Annotated in this window: 15 protein-coding genes and 6 tRNA genes; 16 read left to right on the plus strand and 5 right to left on the minus strand. The window is 65.8% G+C overall.

Going from position 1 to position 21039, the window contains the following annotated elements:
- Nucleotides 1-60 precede the first annotated feature (60 nt).
- The 12 genes from ACG02S_RS12990 to ACG02S_RS13045 all read left to right on the plus strand — a co-directional run bounded on the left by ACG02S_RS12990 (nucleotide 61) and on the right by ACG02S_RS13045 (nucleotide 11305).
- A complete protein-coding gene (locus tag ACG02S_RS12990) occupies nucleotides 61-1197 on the plus strand; it encodes an efflux RND transporter periplasmic adaptor subunit (protein WP_394470884.1) in 1137 nt (378 codons plus the stop codon).
- A 13-nt stretch (nucleotides 1198-1210) separates the two neighbouring features.
- The gene (locus ACG02S_RS12995) at nucleotides 1211-4399 is read left to right on the plus strand and encodes an efflux RND transporter permease subunit (RefSeq protein ID WP_394470885.1); all 3189 of its coding nucleotides are present in this window, start codon (nucleotides 1211-1213) and stop codon (nucleotides 4397-4399) included.
- A 141-nt stretch (nucleotides 4400-4540) separates the two neighbouring features.
- A tRNA-Leu gene (locus ACG02S_RS13000) sits at nucleotides 4541-4627 on the plus strand.
- Between the two features lie 28 nt (nucleotides 4628-4655).
- Entirely contained in the window at nucleotides 4656-5969 is a 1314-nt protein-coding gene (gene tig, locus ACG02S_RS13005) for a trigger factor (protein ID WP_394470886.1), read from the plus strand.
- 112 nt (nucleotides 5970-6081) lie between these two features.
- A complete protein-coding gene (clpP, locus tag ACG02S_RS13010; RefSeq protein ID WP_394470887.1) occupies nucleotides 6082-6690 on the plus strand; it encodes an ATP-dependent Clp endopeptidase proteolytic subunit ClpP in 609 nt (202 codons plus the stop codon).
- A 134-nt stretch (nucleotides 6691-6824) separates the two neighbouring features.
- Nucleotides 6825-8093, plus strand: a complete 1269-nt coding sequence (clpX, locus tag ACG02S_RS13015; protein WP_394470888.1) for an ATP-dependent Clp protease ATP-binding subunit ClpX — start codon at nucleotides 6825-6827, stop codon at nucleotides 8091-8093.
- Nucleotides 8094-8164: 71 nt separating this feature from the next.
- Nucleotides 8165-10579, plus strand: coding sequence for an endopeptidase La (lon, locus tag ACG02S_RS13020; RefSeq protein WP_394470889.1), 2415 nt, complete (start codon nucleotides 8165-8167; stop codon nucleotides 10577-10579).
- A 120-nt stretch (nucleotides 10580-10699) separates the two neighbouring features.
- A tRNA-Gly gene (locus tag ACG02S_RS13025) sits at nucleotides 10700-10775 on the plus strand.
- An 86-nt stretch (nucleotides 10776-10861) separates the two neighbouring features.
- Nucleotides 10862-10935, plus strand: a tRNA-Cys gene (locus ACG02S_RS13030).
- Between the two features lie 14 nt (nucleotides 10936-10949).
- Nucleotides 10950-11025, plus strand: a tRNA-Gly gene (locus ACG02S_RS13035).
- A gap of 48 nt (nucleotides 11026-11073) precedes the next feature.
- Nucleotides 11074-11149 (plus strand) — tRNA-Gly (locus ACG02S_RS13040).
- A gap of 68 nt (nucleotides 11150-11217) precedes the next feature.
- Nucleotides 11218-11305: transfer RNA gene (locus ACG02S_RS13045), tRNA-Leu, on the plus strand.
- Nucleotides 11306-11325: 20 nt separating this feature from the next.
- On the opposite strand, the gene ACG02S_RS13050 is transcribed toward ACG02S_RS13045, so the two are convergent.
- Both ACG02S_RS13050 and murI read right to left on the minus strand, forming a co-directional pair.
- Nucleotides 11326-11541: a putative motility protein gene (locus ACG02S_RS13050; protein ID WP_394470890.1), complete on the minus strand. Its 216-nt coding sequence runs from the start codon at nucleotides 11539-11541 to the stop codon at nucleotides 11326-11328.
- A gap of 7 nt (nucleotides 11542-11548) precedes the next feature.
- Nucleotides 11549-12364 carry a glutamate racemase gene (gene murI / locus ACG02S_RS13055; protein ID WP_394470891.1) on the minus strand — a complete coding sequence of 272 codons (816 nt, stop codon included), beginning with the start codon at nucleotides 12362-12364 and terminating at the stop codon, nucleotides 11549-11551.
- A gap of 172 nt (nucleotides 12365-12536) precedes the next feature.
- On the opposite strand from murI, the gene ACG02S_RS13060 reads away from it, so the two are divergent.
- From ACG02S_RS13060 to ACG02S_RS13075, 4 genes are all read left to right on the plus strand, one after another.
- Nucleotides 12537-13286 (plus strand): electron transfer flavoprotein subunit beta/FixA family protein, encoded by a 750-nt coding sequence (locus ACG02S_RS13060; protein ID WP_394470892.1) that lies wholly within the window; start codon nucleotides 12537-12539, stop codon nucleotides 13284-13286.
- The gene (locus ACG02S_RS13065; RefSeq protein ID WP_394470893.1) at nucleotides 13286-14218 is read left to right on the plus strand and encodes an electron transfer flavoprotein subunit alpha/FixB family protein; all 933 of its coding nucleotides are present in this window, start codon (nucleotides 13286-13288) and stop codon (nucleotides 14216-14218) included. Before ACG02S_RS13060 ends, ACG02S_RS13065 begins: the two co-directional genes overlap by 1 nt.
- Nucleotides 14219-14289: 71 nt before the next feature.
- Nucleotides 14290-16077: an acyl-CoA dehydrogenase gene (locus tag ACG02S_RS13070; RefSeq protein WP_394470894.1), complete on the plus strand. Its 1788-nt coding sequence runs from the start codon at nucleotides 14290-14292 to the stop codon at nucleotides 16075-16077.
- A gap of 10 nt (nucleotides 16078-16087) precedes the next feature.
- Complete coding sequence (locus ACG02S_RS13075) at nucleotides 16088-17038, plus strand: NAD(P)H-dependent flavin oxidoreductase (protein ID WP_394470895.1); 951 nt, start codon at nucleotides 16088-16090, stop codon at nucleotides 17036-17038.
- Between the two features lie 97 nt (nucleotides 17039-17135).
- Here ACG02S_RS13075 and ACG02S_RS13080 read toward each other — a convergent pair whose 3' ends face one another.
- From ACG02S_RS13080 to ACG02S_RS13090, 3 genes are all read right to left on the minus strand, one after another.
- Nucleotides 17136-17915, minus strand: a complete 780-nt coding sequence (locus ACG02S_RS13080; protein ID WP_394470896.1) for a hypothetical protein — start codon at nucleotides 17913-17915, stop codon at nucleotides 17136-17138.
- A gap of 506 nt (nucleotides 17916-18421) precedes the next feature.
- Entirely contained in the window at nucleotides 18422-19069 is a 648-nt protein-coding gene (locus ACG02S_RS13085) for a trimeric intracellular cation channel family protein (RefSeq protein WP_394470897.1), read from the minus strand.
- Nucleotides 19070-19085: 16 nt separating this feature from the next.
- The gene (locus tag ACG02S_RS13090; protein ID WP_394470898.1) at nucleotides 19086-21032 is read right to left on the minus strand and encodes a 3'-5' exonuclease; all 1947 of its coding nucleotides are present in this window, start codon (nucleotides 21030-21032) and stop codon (nucleotides 19086-19088) included.
- Nucleotides 21033-21039 lie beyond the last annotated feature (7 nt).

Genomic DNA, 21039 nt, shown 5'->3' on the forward strand with positions numbered 1-21039 from the left:
ATACATTATTGACCCGCCGGTCATTAAATCCTGATGCCGGCGTCTTTTGCTGAGGTCTGCATGCCCCAAGTCTCGCGTGTCGCACCGCCGTTGCTGGCGGCTGTCCTTTTGTCGACCCTGTTGGTGGGTTGCGGCAAGCGGGCTGCCGCCCCTGAGCCCGAACGTGCGGTGCGCACGCAGGTGGTCAGCACGGGTGCGGCCTCCACCAGCCTCGAGTATGCGGCCGAGGTGCGGGCGCGGGTCGAATCACGGCTGTCCTTCCGCGTGCCCGGCAAGCTGCTGACGCGGGCGGTGAACCTGGGAGACACGGTCAAGGCGGGGCAGGTGCTGGCGCGCATTGACGGCGAAGACCTGAAGCTGGCGCAGGCTGCCGCCGCCGCCGGCGTCGCTGCGGCGCGCACCAACCGCGACCAGATGGGCGCCGACTACAAGCGTTTCGTCGACCTGCAGCGCCAGGGCTTCATCAGCACGGCCGAGCTGGAGCGGCGCGATTCGGCCTTCAAGGCCGCCCAGGCCCAGCTGGATCAGGCAAAGGCGCAGGCCGATGTGCAGGGCAACCAGGCCGGTTACGCGCAGTTGGTGGCCGACGGCGCCGGCGTCGTGACCGGCATCAATGCCGAGCCTGGGCAGGTGTTGGCTGCCGGCACGCCGGTCGTGACCGTGGCACTGCAAGGTCCGCGCGACATTGTGTTTTCGGTGCCTGAGGACCAGGTCGCCCGCGTGCGCGCCGCCGCCGCGCAGCCCGGCGCGCTGAAGATGCGCCTGTGGGGCAGCACCGAGACGGCACCTTTGAAGCTGCGCGAGGTGGCGGCTGCCGCCGACCCCGTGACGCGCACCTTCCTCATCAAGGCCGATGCCGGCAAGCTGGACGTGCAGCTGGGCCAGAGCGCCACCGTGGTGCTGGACCTGCCGCAAACCCAGGGCGTCGTGAAGCTGCCGCTGGCGGCCGTGCTGGAGCAGGGCGGCAAGACCTCGGTCTGGGTGCTGGACGGCCCGTCCATGACGGTGAAGCCGGTGCCGGTGCAGATCGGCGGCGCGCAGGGCAACGAGGTGGTCGTCGCCAGCGGATTGAGCCCGGGCCAGGAGGTGGTCGTCGCCGGCGTGCACGTACTGAATCCGGGTCAGAAGGTCAAGCGCTACGTGCCGCCCCGCCAGACGGCTGCAGCGCCCGCGCCGGCCGCCGCGGCCTCCCGCTGAGCTGGGGCCGCGCATGAACATCCCTTCGCACAAGACGCCCGGGGCCTCCGGCTTCAACGTGTCGCGCTGGGCACTGGAGCACCCGGCACTCACGCGCTACCTGATGGTGGTGCTGATGCTGATGGGCTTCGCGGCCTATTTCCAGCTCGGCCAGGACGAGGACCCGCCGTTCACCTTCCGCGCGATGGTCGTACAGGCCTTCTGGCCCGGCGCCACCGCGCAGCAGATGGCCGACCAGGTCACCGACAAAATCGAGAAGACGCTGCAGGAGGTGAACCACGCGGACAAGATCCGCTCGTACACCAAGCCCGGCGAGTCGCTGACCATCTTCCAGCTGAAGGACAACACGCCGCCCAAGGACGTGTCTGACACCTGGTACCAGACGCGCAAGAAAATCAACGACATGCGCGCCACGCTGCCGCAGGGCGTGCTGGGGCCGTTCTTCAACGACGAATTCGGCGACGTCTACGGTTCCATCTACGCGCTGTCGGCCGATGGCTTCAGCCGCGAGGAACTGCGCGAGCACGCCGACCGCGTGCGCCAGACGCTGCTGCAGGTCAAGGACGTGGCGAAGGTCGAGATATTTGGCGTGCAGCCCGAGAAGCTGTTCATCGAGATCTCGCAAAAGCGCCTGGCCCAGCTGGGCCTGGACTTCAACCAGGTCATTGCGCAGATCGGCGCGCAGAACGCGGTTGAAGGGGCCGGCGTGATGAACGCCGGCAGCGCCAACTTCCAGGTGCGTGTGCAGGGGCAGTTCAACTCGACGCAGGCGCTGGCGGACGTGCCCATCCGTGCCGTGAACCCGCAGACCGGGGCGGCGAGCCAGTTCCGGCTCGGCGACATCGCCACCATCCAGCGCGCCTATGCCGACCCGCCCGCCGCCAAGGTTCGGCACCAGGGCAGGGAGGTGCTGGCGCTAGGTGTCTCCATGGCCAAGGGCGGCGACATCATCGCGATGGGCAAGGCGCTGGGCGCGACGTTGAAGAGCATCGAGAAGGAGCTGCCCGCCGGCATTCACCTGGAGCAGATCCAGGACCAGCCCAAGGCCGTGTCCACGTCAGTGAGCGAGTTCGTGAAGGTGCTGATCGAGGCCGTCGTCATCGTGCTGGTGGTCAGCTTCGTCTCGCTGGGCCTGCATGCCAAACCGGGTGGCGGATTGCGCCTTGACATCTGGCCTGGGCTGGTCGTCGGCATCACCATCCCGCTCGTGCTGGCCATCACGTTCGTGACCATGTTCTATTGGGGCGTGGGCCTGCACAAGATCTCGCTGGGGGCACTGATCATCGCGCTGGGGCTGCTGGTGGACGACGCCATCATTGCCGTCGAGATGATGGTGCGCAAGCTCGAAGAGGGCTACGACAAGATGCACGCCGCCACCTATGCCTACGACGTGACGGCAATGCCCATGCTGACAGGCACGCTGATCACGGCGGTGGGGTTCCTGCCCATCGGGCTGGCGAAGTCCGCGGTGGGCGAGTACACGTTCGCGATCTTCGCGGTCACGGCGGCGGCGCTGGTCATCTCCTGGCTGGTGTCCGTCTACTTCGTGCCCTACCTGGGCGCGTTGCTGCTGAAGTCCAAGCCGGCCGCCGATGGCGAGGTGCACGAGCTGTTCGACACGCCGTTCTACAACCGCTTCCGCGGCGTGGTGCGCTGGTGCGTTGAGCACCGCTGGAAGACCATCCTGATCATGCTGCTGATCTTTGCGCTGGGCATCTTGGGCATGGGCCGTGTGCAGCAGCAGTTCTTCCCCGATTCCACCCGTCCCGAGGTGCTGGTGGACCTGTGGCTGCCCGAAGGCTCCACCATCCAGGAGACCGAGGTGCTGGCCAAGCGCTTCGAGGCGCGCATGATGAAGGAGCCGTCTATCGCGTCGGTGACGACCTGGGTGGGTTCGGGCGTGCCGCGCTTCTACCTGCCGCTGGACCAGATCTTCCCGCAGGCCAACGTGGCGCAGGTCATCCTGCTGCCCAAGGATCTCGTGGCGCGCGAGGAACTGCGTCAGCGCCTGCCCGTCGTGCTGGCCGAGGAATTCCCGGAGGCGCGCGGCCGCGCCAAGCTGCTGCCCACCGGCCCGCCGGTGCCGTACCCGGTGCAGTTCCGCGTGACCGGGCCGGACCCGAAGGTCGTGCGCGACTGGGCCGATCAGGCCAAGGACATCCTGCGCGCCAACGCCAACATGCGCGGTGTCAACGACAACTGGAACGAGAACGTGAAGGCGCTGCGCCTGAACGTGGACCAGGACAAGGCCCGGGCGCTGGGCGTCACCAGCCAGAGCCTGGCGCAATCTGCGCGCACGCTGCTGTCGGGCAGTGTCATCGGGCAGTACCGCGAGGCCGACAAGCTCATCGACATCGTGCTGCGGCAGCCGCTGGAGGAGCGCGCCGTCATCACCGACATCGCCAGCGCCTACGTGCCCACCAGCACCGGCCGCGCGATTCCGCTGACGCAGATCGCCAAGGTCGAGTTCGTCTGGGAACCCGGCGTCATGTGGCGCGAGGGCCGGCAGTACGCGGTCACCGTGCAGGGCGATGTCGCCGAGGGGCTGCAGGGCGCGACGGTGACCCAGCAACTTCGGCCTCAGCTGGACGAGCTGCAAAAACAGATGCCGGTGGGCTATGGCATCCAGACCGCCGGTGCGGTGGAAGAGAGCAGCAAGGGCCAGGGCTCTATCTTCGCGGGCATCCCGCTGATGCTGTTCATCACCTTCACGCTGCTGATGCTGCAGCTGCAGAGCTTCAGCCGTGCGATGCTGGTGTTCCTGACCGGGCCGCTGGGCATTGCCGGGGTTGCGATGGCGCTGCTGCTGCTGGGCCGGCCGTTCGGCTTCGTGGCGCAACTGGGCGTCATCGCGCTGATGGGGATGATCATGCGCAACTCGGTGATCCTGATCGACCAGATCGAGCAGGACCGCGCCCGTGGCGTGCCGGACTGGTCTGCCATCGTCGAGTCCGCGGTGCGGCGCTTCCGCCCCATCGTGCTGACGGCAGCGGCGGCCGTGCTGGCCATGATCCCGCTGTCGCGCAGCGTTTTCTGGGGGCCGATGGCCGTGGCCATCATGGGCGGCCTCATCGTTGCGACCGTGCTGACGCTGCTGGCGCTGCCGGCCATGTACGCGGCCTGGTTCCGCGTGCAGCGGCCCGAGGAGCACACGCGGTTGCTCAGCGAGTTCCACGACACGGAGATCGTCGAGCGGACGTGATCCCGGCCTAGGGTTTTGCCGCCCCGCGGGCCGGGCGGCGGCCAAGCCGCGCGGGGTCGCTACAATCGCCGGTTTGCCGAATCGCCCAAATCGTGTCTAAGGGGGTTGCTCCCGCAGCAGTCCCGCCAGAACCAACCCGTTGCGCGGGTGGCGAAATTGGTAGACGCACCAGGTTTAGGTCCTGACGCCTTCACGGGCGTGCCGGTTCGAGTCCGGCCCCGCGCACCACTGTCCTTCAACTGTTCCCGAGTTCATCATGGCCGTCACCGTCGAAACCCTCGAAAAGCTGGAACGCCGCATCACCCTGAACGTGGCGGCCTCTGAGATCAACAGCGAAGTCGAAGCCCGTCTGAAGAAGCTGGCTCGCACCGTCAAGGCCGACGGCTTCCGCCCAGGCAAGGTGCCGATGAACGTCGTGGCCCAGCGCTACGGCTACTCGGTGCAGTACGAGGTCGTCAACGACAAACTCGGCGCCGCCTTCAATGCCGCCGCCAACGAGGCGCAGCTGCGCGTGGCCGGCATGCCCCGCATCGAGCAGAAGGACCAGGCCCCGGAAGGCCAGATGGCCTTCGACGCGACCTTCGAGGTCTACCCCGAGGTCAAGATCAACGATCTGGCCGCCGCTGAAGTCGAGCGCGTCACCAGCGACGTGACCGAAGAAGCCATCGACAAGACCGTCGAGATCCTGCGCAAGCAGCGCCGCAGCTTTGCCCAGCGGGCCGCCGCCGACGTGGCTGCTGTGGGCGACCGCGTCACCATCGATTTCGAAGGCAAGATCGACGGCGAGCCCTTCCAGGGCGGCAAGGCCGAAGGCTTCCAGTTCCTGATCGGCGAAGGCCAGATGCTGGAGCAGTTTGACGCCTCTGTACGCGGTATGAAGGCCGGCGAGAGCAAGACCTTCCCGCTGCAGTTCCCCGAGGACTATCACGGCAAGGACGTGGCCGGCAAGGAAGCCGACTTCCTCGTCACGGTCAAGAAGATCGAGGCGCAGCACCTGCCCGAAGTGAACGAGGCGTTCGCCAAGTCGCTTGGCATCAAGGATGCGACCGTCGAAGCCCTGCGCGCCGACATCAAGAAGAACCTCGAGCGCGAAGTGAAGTTCCGCGTGCTGGCCCGCAACAAGGGCGCCGTGATGGACGCCCTGGTGGCCGTCTCGGAACTGGACGTGCCCAACGCGCTGGTGCAAGGCGAGGCCGAGCGCATGGTCGGCCAGGCCCGCGAGGACCTGAAGAAGCGTGGTGTCAAGGATGCCGACAAGGCCGAGATCCCCGCCGACATCTTCAAGCCGCAGGCCGAGCGCCGCGTGCGCCTCGGTTTGGTCGTGGCCGAGCTGGTTCGCGCCAACAATCTGCAGGCCAAGCCGGCCCAGCTGCAGGCCCACATCGAGGAACTGTCGCAGAGTTACGAGAAGCCCGCGGAAGTGATGCGCTGGTACCTGACGGACCGCGAGCGCATGGCCGAGGTTGAGGCCGTGGTGGTCGAGAACAACGTCACGGACTTCGTGCTGGCTACCGCCAAGGTGACCGACAAGGCCCTGCCTTTCGACGAACTGATGGCCGCCGGCAACTGATTTGCCCCCACACCGGGAAGGCGCCGCGCCGCGAGGCCCGGCGCCTTCTTTCTTGCGTGGCCATAATCCGCCCCCATAACGGTTGTTGCTGAATTTGTTTTCAAGGATCTGAATGAGCGCTCTCGACACCAGCAATCTGGGCATGGTGCCCATGGTCATCGAACAGTCGGGCCGCGGCGAACGCGCGTACGACATCTACTCGCGCCTGCTGCGCGAGCGCATCATCTTCCTGGTCGGCCCAGTCAATGACGCAGTGGCCAACCTGGTGGTCGCGCAATTGCTGTTCCTGGAGAGCGAGAACCCGGACAAGGAGATCTCGCTCTACATCAACAGTCCGGGCGGCAGCGTGTCGGCCGGCATGTCGATCTACGACACGATGAACTTCATCAAGCCGGATGTCTCCACGCTGTGCATGGGCATGGCGGCCAGCATGGGTGCATTTCTGCTGACGGCTGGTGCCAAGGGCAAGCGCTTCTCGCTGCCCAACGCCAAGGTCATGATCCACCAGCCTCTGGGCGGCGCGCAGGGTCAGGCGACGGACATCGAGATCCATGCGCGTGAAATCCTGAAGACCCGCGACGCTTTGAACCGCATCCTGGCCGAGCGCACCGGCCAGAGCCTGGAGAAAATCCAGGCTGACACCGAGCGCGACTACTTCATGTCCGCCGCCGAGGCCCAGGGTTATGGCCTGATCGACCAGGTGCTGGAACACCGGCCCTGAAGTCGTGAGGGGCTGTAACTGCCCCCGGATTCACAACGAAATCGGGGCCCTTATCCCCACAAGGGCCCCGAGATCGTTTGGACTATCATCATTCAGGCACCCCGCCTGATTTCTGGCATTCCCCGAGCAGACCCATGGCCGACAAAAAAGGCACCTCCAGCGAAAAAGTTCTTTACTGCTCGTTTTGCGGCAAGAGTCAGCACGAGGTCAAGAAACTGATCGCCGGCCCGTCGGTGTTCATCTGCGACGAGTGCATCGAACTCTGCAATGACATCGTCCGCGACGAGATCCCGGCGCCCGAGCCCGCGGCGCGTGCGGGCAAGTCCGACCTGCCCACGCCCAACGAGATCAAGACCAGCCTGGACAATTACGTCATCGGCCAGGATGTCGCCAAGCGCACGCTGGCGGTGGCGGTCTACAACCATTACAAGCGCCTGCGCCACATGGCGGCGACCAAGGATTCGGTCGAGCTGTCCAAGAGCAACATCCTGCTGATCGGCCCCACGGGCTCCGGCAAGACGCTGCTGGCACAGACGCTAGCGCGACTGCTGAACGTGCCGTTCGTGATCGCCGATGCAACGACGTTGACCGAGGCCGGCTACGTCGGCGAAGACGTCGAGAACATCATCCAGAAGCTGCTGCAGAACTGCAATTACGACGTCGAGCGTGCGCAGCGCGGCATCGTCTACATCGACGAGATCGACAAGATCTCGCGCAAGGCCGACAACCCCTCCATCACGCGCGACGTGTCCGGCGAAGGCGTGCAGCAGGCGCTTCTCAAGCTCGTCGAAGGCACGATGGCTTCGGTGCCGCCGCAGGGTGGTCGCAAGCACCCGAACCAGGATTTCCTGCAGATCGACACGACCAACATCCTGTTCATCTGCGGCGGCGCCTTCGACGGCCTGGAAAAGGTCATCCAGAACCGCAGCGAGAAGTCCGGCATCGGCTTCGGCGCTACCGTGAAGAGCAAGTCCGACAAGAAGGTCGGCGAGGTCTTTCGCGAGTGCGAGCCCGAAGACATCATCAAGTTCGGCCTGATCCCCGAACTGGTCGGCCGCCTGCCCGTCGTCGCGACGCTGGGCGAGCTGACGGAAGACGCGCTGGTGCAGATCCTGACCGAGCCCAAGAACGCGCTGGTCAAGCAGTACCAGCAGCTGTTCGAGATGGACGGCGTCGAGCTGGAAATCCGCAAGCCCGCGCTCGCCGCCATTGCGCGCAAGGCGCTGGCGCGCAAGACCGGCGCCCGCGGCCTGCGTTCCATCATGGAGCAATCGCTGATCGACACGATGTTCGAGCTGCCGACGCTGGATGGCGTCGAAAAGGTCGTGCTGGACGAGCACAACATCGAGGACACGTCGGCACGCCCCTTGCTGGTATATCGCGAGCAAAAGGCCAGCGCCTGAGCCCTCCACCAAGCCCTCAACTTGCATTTGCCCCCTCAGGCCGCACATCGGCCTGAGAAAGAGAGGTCTTCATGTCCGGACATCCCATCCTCCCCGCCGACCCGATCACGCTGCCGCTGTTGCCGCTTCGTGACGTGGTCGTGTTCCCGCACATGGTCATCCCGCTGTTCGTCGGGCGTCCCAAGTCCATCAAGGCGCTGGAAGCCGCGATGGAAGCTGGCCGCCAGATCATGCTGGTCGCCCAGAAGGCCGCCGGCAAGGACGAGCCCAAGGCCGAAGACATGTTCGAGGTCGGCTGCGTCTCCAGCATCCTGCAGATGCTGAAGCTGCCTGACGGCACCGTGAAGGTGCTGGTCGAAGGCCTGCAGCGCGCCACCACCAGTTCCATCAGCGAGCCGGGCGAGCACTTCGTTGCCGAAGTCACGCCCATCCCGCCCGAGACCGAGCACGCGCCGGAAGTCGAAGCACTGCGCCGCGCGGTCACGCAGCAGTTCGATCAGTACGTCAAGCTCAACAAGAAGATCCCGCCCGAGATCCTCACGTCCATCGGTGGCATCGACGACCCGGGTCGTCTGGGTGACACCATTGCTGCCCACCTGCCGCTGAAGCTCGACGCCAAGCAGGCCGTGCTGGACTTGGCCGACGTGGCCAAGCGTCTGGAAAAGCTGCTCGACCTGCTCGAGCACGAAGTCGACATCCTGCAGGTCGAAAAGCGCATCCGTGGCCGCGTCAAGCGCCAGATGGAGAAGAGCCAGCGAGAGTACTACCTGAACGAGCAGGTCAAGGCCATCCAGAAGGAACTCGGCGACGGCGAAGAAGGCGCCGACATGGAGGAGCTCGAGAAGAAGATCCTCGCCGCCAAGATGCCCAAGGAGGCACGCAAGAAGGCCGACGCCGAGCTGAAGAAGCTCAAGCTGATGTCGCCCATGTCCGCCGAAGCGACGGTGGTGCGCAATTACATCGACACGCTGGTCAACCTGCCCTGGAGCAAGAAGACCAAGATCAAGCACGACCTCAAGAACGCCGAGGACGTGCTGAACGAAGACCACTACGGCCTCGAGAAGGTCAAGGACCGGATCCTTGAATATCTCGCGGTGCAGCAGCGTGTCGACAAGGTCAAGGCGCCCATCCTGTGCCTGGTCGGCCCTCCGGGCGTCGGCAAGACCTCGCTCGGCCAGAGCGTGGCGCGCGCCACCGGGCGCAAGTTCATCCGCATGGCGCTGGGCGGCGTGCGCGATGAAGCCGAGATCCGCGGCCACCGCCGCACCTACATCGGCTCCATGCCGGGCAAGGTGCTGCAGTCGCTGACCAAGGTCGGCACGCGCAACCCGCTGTTCTTGCTCGACGAGATCGACAAGCTGGGCATGGACTTCCGCGGCGACCCGTCTTCGGCGTTGCTGGAAGTGCTCGACCCCGAGCAGAACCACACCTTCGGTGACCACTACATCGAGGTCGACTTCGACCTGTCCGATGTGATGTTCGTCGCCACGTCGAACTCGATGAACATCCCACCGGCACTGCTGGACCGGATGGAAGTGATCCGCCTCTCGGGCTACACCGAGGACGAGAAGGTCAACATCGCGCAGACCTACCTGCTCCCCAAGCAACGCAAGAACAACGGCGTGCTGGACGAGGAACTGGACGTCACCGAGTCGGCCGTGCGTGGCGTGATCCGCTACTACACGCGGGAAGCCGGCGTGCGTTCGCTCGAGCGCGAGATGTCCAAGATCTGCCGCAAGGTGGTCAAGGGCATCCAGCTCAAGACCTACGACAGCAAGGTCGTCGTGACCGAGGACAACCTCCATGACTTCCTCGGTGTGCGAAAGTACGACTTCGGCCGCGCCGAGAAGAAGAACCAGGTCGGTCAGGTGGTCGGCCTCGCGTGGACCGAAGTAGGCGGCGACCTGCTGACCATCGAAGCCACCGCGATGCCGGGCAAGGGCAACATCATCCGCACCGGCTCGCTGGGCGACGTGATGAAGGAGTCCGTCGAGGCGGCTCGCACGGTGGTGCGCTCGCGCGCCCGCCGCCTGGGCATCAAGGACGAGGTCTTCGAGAAGCGCGACGTGCACGTTCACGTGCCCGATGGCGCTACGCCCAAGGACGGCCCGAGCGCCGGCGCGGCCATGACCACTGCCTTCGTATCGGCGCTGACCGGCATCCCGGTGCGCGCCGATGTCGCGATGACCGGCGAGATCACACTGCGCGGCGAAGTCACCGCCATTGGTGGCCTGAAGGAGAAGCTGCTCGCAGCTCACCGAGGCGGCATCAAGACCGTGATGATCCCGGAAGAGAACGTCAAGGACTTGCAGGACATTCCGGAGAACGTGAAGAACCAGCTCGAGATCGTGCCGGTGCGCTGGATCGAGCGCGTGCTGGAAGTCGCTCTGGAAGCCGTGCCGACACCGCTGCCTGACGAGGAAGTCCCTGTTGCCGCGGCCAAGCCGGAAGAGGGTGCGACCAAGAGCACCGTAGTGCCACACTGAAGAAGTACGACTGGCTTGTCATCCAGCAAAAAACTGGATTACAATGCCAGCTTCTCTAGATCGCTGAAACGATCTGGTGAAAATTGCAGGATGTGATTGCGCAAGCGATTGCTCAGCAATGCGGGTGTAGCTCAGTTGGTAGAGCGCAACCTTGCCAAGGTTGAGGTCACGAGTTCGAGCCTCGTTACCCGCTCCAGTTCTTAGAGAAGGGAAGCCCCGGCTTCCCTTTTTCATCAGTAAAAATCAGAGTCGCACCAACGATTTTGATTTGGGTTTTACGGCGGCGCGATAGCAAAGCGGTTATGCCCCGGATTGCAAATCCGGTTAGTCCGGTTCGACTCCGGATCGCGCCTCCAAAATAAGTCACCATGCGGGTGTAGCTCAGTTGGTAGAGCGCGACCTTGCCAAGGTCGAGGTCACGAGTTCGAGCCTCGTTACCCGCTCCAGTAAAAATCGGTCGCACCGATGTTTGATCGCGAGATCAGGCGAAATGCGCGGGTGTAGCTCAGTTGGTAGAGCGCAACCTTGCCAAGGTTGAGGTCACGAGTTCGAGCCTCGTTACCCGCTCCAAATTCACGGGAGATTCGACATGTCGGATCTCCCGTTTTCTTTTGTGCGGACCGGATAATGCCGCCGACGCGCGGGTGGCGAAATCGGTAAACGCAGCGGACTTAAAATCCGCCGCCCTCAACAGGCGTACGGGTTCAAGTCCCGTCCCGCGCACCAGCTCCCGGGCGGCGTGCCCGTCAGGCGAACGCGTTGACGTTGCGTCCGATGTTGCCCTGGGTCGCCAGGGCCGGTTGCTGCGGCAGGGCGTTCAGCAGTGCCACGGCGCCGGAAGCCTGAATGTCCAGCGCCTTGCGCAGCACCAGGGTGCTGGCGGCTCCCTGAACCGTGCCGGGAGTGCCATTCGAGGCGCTGGTAACGGCGGCGCTGACGCCGGTGGAATTGGCGATGTTCATCTTGAGCCTATCGGCCGCTGGCGCGGACACTTGAGCGCCACTGCTGAACTTGTGGTTCTCGCCAGCCCAGCACGCGGACGATCCAGTGGCGCAGCACATCCGGGTCGCCACTGGTTTCAATCTCGAGGGACGGTGATTCGGCGCTTGAGATCCACAGGTCCAGGGCCCGACGTGCCACTGCGGTCTCAATGCGTAGCAACTTCACCTCGATGCCCAGCGCCGCCTGCCACAGCGGCTCGATCAGCGGATAGTGCGTGCAGCCAAGGAGCGCGGTGTCGACGCCGGCAGCCAGCAGGGGTTCGCAGTGACGCTGGACGAGCGTTCGCAATGCCGGGCTGTCCAGGTCGCCGGCCTCGATGTGATCCACGACGCCGGCGCAACCCTGCACGACCACCTGGCGATCGCCGATGTGCCGCGCGATCAGCGCGCGCAGCCGCTCGCTGGCTGCGGTGGCCGGGGTGGCCAGCAAGCCGATGCGGCCTATGCGCGTGGCCGCCACGGCGGGTTTGATGCCGGGCTCGGTCCCGACGAAGGGCAGCGCGGGCCAGCGCGCGCGCAGCGCCTCGATGGCGTGCGCTGTGGCCGTGTTGCAGGCGACGACGATCATCTCGGCGCCACAGGCGATCAGGTGTTCGGTGATCGCGAAGCTGCGGGCGCGGATCTCGTCCGGGCTGCGGCCTCCATAGGGTGCGTAGGCTGTGTCGGCCAGGTAGCGCAGTCGTGCCGTGGGCAGCAGCGCCTGCAGTTCGCGCAGTACCGTGAAGCCACCGACGCCGGAGTCGAAGACGCCGATCTCTCGGCCTGTAGGAAGGGCAATCTGCATGGGACGCGGCAGTCTAGCTTCGTGATTCGAGAGGCCTCTCCAAAAAGTCTTGCGGGAGTGGCTTGCGGTGTCTGGCTAGAATCGAACGATCGTGCTTTTTTGAGCGCGGCTCCGCCGAGGAGCAACCGTAGAATCTGGTTAACGTTTACGTCAATTCGAGCTGGAGTTTTCGATGAAAGTCTTGGTCCCGGTAAAGCGCGTCGTCGACTACAACGTCAAGGTGCGCGTGAAAAGCGACGGCACGGGCGTAGACATCGCCAACGTGAAGATGTCGATGAACCCCTTCGACGAGATCGCTGTCGAGGAGGCCGTGCGCCTGAAGGAGAAGGGCGCCGTCACCGAAGTGATCGCCGTGTCCTGCGGTGTCACGCAATGCCAGGAGACGCTGCGCACAGCGATGGCCATCGGTGCTGACCGTGCCATCCTGGTCGAGACGGCTGAAGAACTGCAGCCGCTGGCCGTCGCCAAGCTGCTGAAGGCGCTGGTGGACAAGGAAGGCCCTAGCCTGGTCATCCTGGGCAAGCAGGCCATCGACGACGATTGCAACCAGACCGGTCAGATGCTGGCCGCGCTGACCGACATGCCGCAAGGTACCTTCGCGTCCAAGGTGGAAGTGGTGGGCGACAAGGTCAACGTCACGCGTGAAGTGGATGGCGGTCTGGAAACCGTGGCGCTGAGCCTGCCGGCCGTCGTGACCACCGACCTGCGCCTGAACGAGCCGCGCTACGTGACGCTGCCCAACATCATGAAGGCCAAGAAAAAGCAGCTCGACATCGTCAAGCCGGCCGACCTGGGCGTGGACGTGGCGCCGCGCATCAAGACGCTGAAGGTCAGCGAGCCGCCCAAGCGCGGTGCCGGCGTGAAGGTGCCGGACGTGGCCACCCTGGTGAACAAACTCAAGACTGAAGCGAAGGTGATCTGATGACTGCGCTGGTTATTGCTGAACACGACAACGCCTCCATCAAGGGGGCGACCCTGAACACCGTCACCGCCGCCGCGGCGCTGGGTGGCGACGTGCATGTGCTGGTGGCAGGCCACAACGCCGGTGCCGCCGCTGCGGCTGCCGCGCAGATCGCCGGCGTCGCGAAGGTGCTGCATGCCGACTCGGCGGCGCTGGCCGAAGGCCTGGCCGAAAACGTTGCCGCGCAGGTGATCGCGCTGGCGTCTGGCTACGGCCACCTGCTGTTCCCTGCCACCGCCGCCGGCAAGAACGTCGCGCCACGCGTGGCCGCGCTGCTGGACGTGGCGCAGCTGAGCGACATCACCAAGGTCATCAGCGCTGACACCTTCGAACGCCCGATCTACGCCGGCAACGCCATCGCGACCGTGCAGAGCACCGACGCGACCAAGGTCGTCACGGTGCGCACCACCGGCTTCGATCCGGCCGCCGCCACGGGCGGCTCCGCTGCGGTCGAGACGGTGGCTGCTGCCGCCGATGCCGGCAAGAGCAGCTTCGTTGGCCGTGAGGTGACGAAGAGCGATCGCCCGGAGCTGACCGCCGCCAAGATCATCGTGTCGGGCGGCCGTGCGCTGGGCTCGAACGACAAGTTCATGGAAGTGCTGACGCCGCTGGCCGACAAGCTGGGTGCGGCGCTGGGCGCCTCGCGCGCCGCCGTGGACGCGGGTTACGCGCCCAACGACTGGCAGGTGGGCCAGACTGGCAAGATCGTTGCGCCGCAGCTCTACATCGCGGCCGGCATCTCGGGTGCCATCCAGCATCTGGCCGGCATGAAGGACTCCAAGGTCATCGTCGCGATCAACAAGGACCCGGAAGCGCCGATCTTCTCGGTGGCCGATTATGGTTTGGAGGCCGACCTGTTCACGGCCGTGCCGGAACTCGTGTCCGCGCTGTAAACCACGCCGATCACTGCCGGGCGCCCCGACCGTCGTCGCGGCGCCCTTTTTGTTTCCGTCAGGAGGAACAAATGAGTTACCAAGCTCCCGTCAAGGACATGCTCTTCAACATCCAGCACCTCGCCGGGCTGGATGCGCTCACCGCGCAAGTCCCTGCCTTCGCCGACTACGGCCTGGACACCGCGGGTGCCGTGCTGGAGGAGTGCGCCAAGCTGACCGAGAACGTTATCGCGCCGCTGAATTTCGAGGGCGACAAGCACCCGTCGAGCTGGAAGGACGGCGTGGTCACGACGACGCCGGGCTTCAAGGAAGCGTTTCGTGCGTATGCCGAAGGCGGCTGGCAGGGCCTGGTGCACCCGAGCGAGTTCGGTGGCCAGGGCGCGCCCAAGACCATCGCGGCAGCCTGCAATGAGATGTTGCAGTCGGCCAACATGAGCTTTGCGCTGTGCCCACTACTGACCGACGGTGCCGTCGAGGCGCTGCTGACGGCAGGTAGCGACGAGCAACGGCGCGTCGTCATCCCCAAGCTGCTGGAAGGCGCGTGGACCGGCACGATGTGCTTGACCGAGCCGCAGGCCGGCTCGGACCTGGCGCTGGTGCGCACGCGCGCCGAACCGCAAAGCGACGGCACGTACAAGATCTTCGGCACCAAGATCTTCATCACCTACGGTGAGCACGACATGGCCGAGAACATCGTCCACCTTGTGCTGGCCCGCGTGGCCGGCGCGCCGGAGGGCGTGAAGGGCATCAGCCTGTTCTTGGTGCCAAAGTTCATGGTCAACGCGGATGGCTCGTTAGGCGGCCGCAACGACGCGCATTGCGTGTCCATCGAGCACAAGATGGGCATCAAGGCGAGCCCAACGGCTGTCCTGCAGTTCGGCGATCACGGCGGCGCCGTCGGTACGCTGATCGGCCAGGAGAACCGTGGCCTTGAGTACATGTTCATCATGATGAACGCGGCCCGCTACGGCGTGGGCATCCAGGGCATCGGCATCGCCGATCGCGCGTATCAGAAGGCCGTGACCTACGCGAGAGACCGCGTTCAGTCGCGCCCGGTGGACGGCTCGGTGGCCGGCAGCGCCGCCATCATCCATCACCCCGACGTGCGCCGGATGCTGATGACGATGCGCGCGCTGACCGAAGGCTGCCGCGCGATGGCGAGCACGGCGGCGGCGGCTTTCGACGCGGCGCATCATCACCCCGACGCCGACGCCCGCCAGCAGAACCAGGCGTTCTACGACTTCATGGTGCCGCTGGTGAAGGGTTACAGCACCGAGATGAGCCTGGAGGTCACCAGCCTGGGCGTTCAGGTGCATGGCGGGATGGGCTTCATCGAGGAGACCGGCGCGGCGCAGTACTACCGCGACGCCAAGATTCTGACCATCTACGAAGGCACCACCGCCATCCAGGCCAACGACCTGGTGGGGCGCAAGACCACGCGTGACGGCGGCCAGCTCGCCCGCGGTATCGCGAGCCAGATCGAGGTGACCGAGGGTGAACTGGCCCGGCGCGACAGCGTGGCAGCCCATGCCGTGCTGAAGGCGCTGCGTGCGTCGCGCCAGGATTTCCTCGCCGTGGTCGACTTCATCGCGGGCGCAGCGAAGGCGAATCCGAACGCGGCCTATGCCGGCTCGGTGCCGTACTTGATGCTGGCCGGCAACCTCGTCGCCGGCTGGCAACTGGCGCGTGCACTGCTGGCCGCGGAAGACGCGTTGGCGACTGACAAAGCCTTCATGGCCGCCAAGATCACGACCGCGCGCTTCTACGCTGAACACATCCTGCCGCGAACCGCGTCGCTGCGTGCGGCCATCGTCGATGGCGCGCACAGCGTGACCGAACTGGCGCTTGACGCTTTCTGAGGAGACAGACTTGGCCCTGCCCGACATCCTGAAGAACCTGCCGCTGCCCGCCATCGGATCGCCGCTGTTCATCATCAGCAACCCCAAGCTCGTCATCGCGCAGTGCAAGGCCGGCATCGTCGGCTCCATGCCGGCGTTGAACGCGCGCCCCGCCGAACTGCTGGACGAGTGGCTGGCCGAGATCACGACCGAGCTGGCCGCCTACAACCGCGCCAATCCGGACAAGCCGGCCGCGCCGTTCGCCATCAATCAGATCGTTCACAAGAGCAACGAGCGGCTTGAGCACGACATGCAGGTGTGCGCCAAGTACAAGGTGCCCATCATCATCACGAGCCTGGGCGCGCGTGAGGACGTGAACCAAGCCGTGCACGCGTGGGGCGGCATCGTGATGCACGACATCATCAACAACAAGTTCGCCCGCAAGGCCATCGAGAAGGGCGCCGACGGCCTCATCGCCGTGGCAGCGGGCGCTGGCGGCCACGCGGGCGTGAAGAGCCCGTTCGCGCTGATCCAGGAGATCCGCGAGTGGTTCGACGGACCGCTGGCGTTGTCGGGCGCCATCGCCACCGGCGATGCGGTGCTGGCCGCGCAAGCCATGGGCGCGGACCTGGCCTACATCGGCTCCGCGTTCATCGCGACCGAAGAAGCGCGTGCCAGCGACGACTACAAGCAGCTGATCGTAGCCAGCAACAGCGACGACATCGTCTACAGCAACCTGTTCACCGGCGTGCATGGCAACTACCTGCGTGGCTCGGTCGTGGCGGCCGGTCTGGACCCGGACAAGCTGCCCGAGAGCGACCCCAGCGCGATGAACTTCGGCGGCGGCGCGGCCAAGGCCTGGAAGGACATCTGGGGCAGCGGTCAGGGCATCGGTGCGGTGAAGGCCGTGGTGCCCGCTGCGGAGCTGGTCGCGCGCCTGAAGCGCGAGTACGCCGCCGCGCGGGCGCGTCTGAACGCATGAGCTGACGCGATATTTGCACGCCATGACGCCCGCCTCCCGGCGGCCGTTTGTGTTGCGGGTGTGCCGCGCCGGTGGGGCGCGGTCGGCAGCATTCAGTTCAGCGTGCGCAGGCCGAAGTTGCCGGTAACCTGGGCCACATGGTCTTGCGCAGGCCGGTGTCGTCAATGGCTTTCTTCTTCGTGTCGTACGCCTTCTTGGCCTTGTCGTAGTCCTTCTTGGCATCGCTCAGCTTCGACTCCAGGCCCTCAAAAGTCTTCTTCGCGGCGGCAATCTTCTTGAAGAGCTTCAAGGTCTCGCGATCGGCGAGGAAGGCCTTGGGCGCCAGCTGGGTGGCGATCTTGGCAGTTTCAAACTGCTTCTTCAGCGCCGTGTACTCGGTGTCGGCCTCGTTGCGCGGCGTCACCAGCTTGTTGTAGCTGTCCACGGTACTGGTCAGTTTCTCCGCGAGCTTCTTCTCCTCGGCCTCCAGCTTGTCCAGCTTGCGAATGTTCTCGACGCTGTTCTGGTTGACCAGCACATGCTTGTCGCCGCGTTTCATGGTCTGTCCGTCGCCGGCTTTCTCGCCGTCTTCCCGGGCGGTGATGGACGGGCCCGGCATGCCCACCACGACGGCTTTGGCATAGCCCTTCTTGCGCAGCACCGCCAGCACCTTGGCGGCAAACGGATCGTCCTGCTTGCTGCCCTCCGGCCCGCCGGACGCGGTGAAGCAGCCGCTGAGCACGATCTTGCCGTTGAAGTCCTTGCCGATGCGCTCGCTGGCCTTCTTGTGCCCGGTCAGCAGCTTGACGATGTCTTCCGGCTTGCGGTGGCCGAACTCTTCGCCGATGACGCGGCCCGACGGCAGACCTTTCGGCCGGCCATGCGCGCACAGGACCACCGTGCCGGTGATGCCGCCGAAGTCGAGGTTGTCATCGTTGGATGACGGTGGTCTTGACTTGTCCGCGTGCGCCTTGGCAGCGCCCTTGATGATTTTCTCGATCTTGTCGGGCGAGATGTTGACGACCTTGGCGCTGGCGCTCGCCAGCTTGGCGTTCAGCGCCTCTTAGCCCTTCACGGCGACCTCCATCGCCTCGAACTTGTCGTTCTTCTTGTCGCGCAGCACCAGGATGAAGCTGCAGTTGCTTGCACGCTCAGCTTGACGCGCTGGATCGCCTTTTCGTCGAGCTGCTGCAGGTCTTCGCTAGCGGCCTTGGCCAGGTTGCCCAGGGGGATCTTGCTGTAGGTGCTCGATTTGCCTTTGCCCCAACTGATGGGATCGAGTCTGGTGGCCAGGGTGCGTCTCCTGGTTGAAGTTGCATGGCAGGATGGGACTGCACCGCGGCTTCTTCAACTGAGGAAATCCGTCCGGCGCGGCGGGAACCGGAAGCGCGGTCCTGTCATGTGTCAGCGCCCGTCGATGCGCCACGCCGGCAGCGTCCAGCCGGTCCACAGTGCCAGGCCGCGCAGCAGCATCGCCACGGCTGCCGTCGCGCTGATGGCGGCCCACGGCGGCGCGCTGGCATGCACCATGGCCACCATCACCCAGCCGCCGACGAAGCTGCACAGCGCGTAGGGGCGGTGGTCGTTGAACGCGGCCGGAATCTCGTTGCAGACGATGTCCCGCAGCACACCGCCGAAGGTGGCGGTGATGACGCCCATCAGCACGGCCACGATGCCCGGCATCCCGGCCTCCAGCGCCAGCGACGTGCCGCTGGCCGTGAACAGTCCCAGGCCAAGCGCGTCCGGCCACTGGATGGCCTTCTCTGTGAGCGCGAGGTGGCGATGGCGCATGAACAGCATGGCGCCGAATGACAGGGCCATCAGCGCCCAGAGCCAGTCGGCATGCTCGACCCAGAAGAACGGCCGGCGGTCCAGCAGCACGTCGCGCAGCGTGCCGCCGCCGAAGGCCGACAGGCCCGCGACGACGCACAGGCCCACCACGTCCAGCTGCTTGCGGGCGCCGGCCAGCAGGCCTGACAACGCGAAGGCCAGCGTCGCGGTGATTTCGACGGTCGCCTGCAGCGTGGAGAAGTTGATGACGGGAGGCTTCATGGCAGTGCTCGCAGCGTCAGTCGATCAGGGCCGCGTCCGTCAGGAAGCGTGACGGGCGGGTCGGGTCGAAGGTCAGTGTCAGGCGCTGCCGGGCGCGGGTCATGGCCACGTACAGCAGGTTGCGGTTTTCGCTGGCGCCTTCACCGAACTCGCCGCGCGAGAGGTGCGGCACGATGACGTGATCGAACTCCAGCCCCTTCGCGGCCTCGATGCTCGACAGCACCACCCGGTCGTTGGCGCGCTGGCGCCGCCGGGCCTGGTCCATGGCCGAGAACAGCCGGAACGCGCCGGCCACCCCGGCGCTTTCGTGCAGGGCGACGTGGTGCAGCTGGGTCATGTGGTCCGCTGCCTGTTCGGCATCCTGCCGGCGCACGAAGACGCGGGCGGCCAGCGTCAGCGGGTCCAGCGCCTTCAGGAAAGAGGCTTCGAACGCGTCGAAGTCATTGCGGCGCAGAATCGCCATCGCGGCGTCCAGCTGACGCCGGGCGCTAGCGTTCGCACTGCGCAACACGTGGCCGTCGATGAAGGCGCGCGTTGCGTCGAGGTCTGCCGCTGCCTGCGCCACCGCCACGCGCTGTGCCTCGGCGCTGTCCAAGTGGCGCAACTCGATGCTGTCGACCTTGGCGCCCGAAAACAGCAGCAGCGCGTTCAGCAGCCGGGTGCGGTGCGCGGGGTCCTCGAAGCCGGTGAAGTCGTCGAGCGCGTGGGCGTACAGGCCGCGCACCAGCAGCGTCTCGGCTCGCTCCAGGTAGGGCGCGAAGCCGACGGCGGCGTAGGGCACGCCCAGGCGCAGCAGCTCATGCTCGATGGCTACGGACTGCGCGGCATGGCGCACCAGCACGCGCAGACTGGTCAGCGCCTGCTGCTGGTGGTGGGCCTGCGCCTGGCGGGCGATGAAGGCCGCGGCGAGCCGGGGCGACTCGCAGCGTTCGAGGTGGATGTGTGTCTGGACCGCATCGTCCGCCGCGTAGGGCTTGCGCGCGAGTGCGCCGACGTGGCGGGCGAGTTGGGGGCTGAAGCGCCGGCTGCGGGTCAGCGGCAGCACCGCGGGCCTGCCGATCTCCGCGTGGAAATGCTCGCCCATGAAGCCGGCATCGGCGCCCGTCTGCGAGTGGATGACCTGATCGCGGTCGCCAACGCCGACGAAGGCGGCGCGCGGGTTGGCGGCCAGCACGGCTTTCAGCACGGTGAAGGCGGCGCGGTTCACGTCGTGCATCTCGTCGACGCAGATCAGCGACAGGTTGAGCTGCAGCGCCGCGTCACCGGCCGCGATCTCGCCGCTCATCAGCAGCCGGGCCAGGTCGTAGGGGCCGTCGCCGTCGAAGCGGAACTCGGGTCGGTCGGGATGGCCGCCCCGGCGGATGAACTCGTAGCAACGCCAGGCGCGCATCGTCAGATAGCCGAAGCCCAGCTCGTCGGCCAGCTCGGGCGTCATGCGCTGTTCGGGGTCGAGGTGCTCCACCACCATGCGGCCCTTCAGCACGTCGAAGGAATCCAGCAGCCCTTCGACAAGATCGCCTGGCAGGGCTTGCGTCAGCAGATCTTCGGGATGCCGCTCCTCGGGCAGCGACTGGGCGCGCTCGATGGCGCGCACCACGTAGGGCTTGACGAGCTCGTGTGACGTGACGACCTGCGCTTTGCCGCCCTCCGCCTCGGCCAGCACGGCCAGGCTGAAGGCTTCGAAGGTCTGGATGCGCAGCTGCTGCACGACGGCTCTCGGCAGGCCGATGTGGGCCAGCCGCTCCTTCAACGCGGTGACAGCGGGTGCGGTAGTGGTCAGCGCGAGCACAGTGTCCGGCTGCGCGCCGCGCTGCAGTGCCTGCGCGATGCGCAGTGCCAGCGTCGTCGTCTTGGCCGCACCGGCATTGGCCTGCACCAGCAGCAGTCGGGTTCGCAGCAGCTGGATGGCGAGCTGCTCGTCGCTCGGCGTGATGTGGGTGGGCTGGAAGGCGGCGTCGCTCATGGTGCGG

Origin of the sequence: Pelomonas dachongensis (assembly GCF_043555865.1) — a bacterium.
In the GTDB taxonomy this organism is placed as follows: Bacteria; Pseudomonadota; Gammaproteobacteria; order Burkholderiales; family Burkholderiaceae_C; genus Pelomonas; species Pelomonas dachongensis.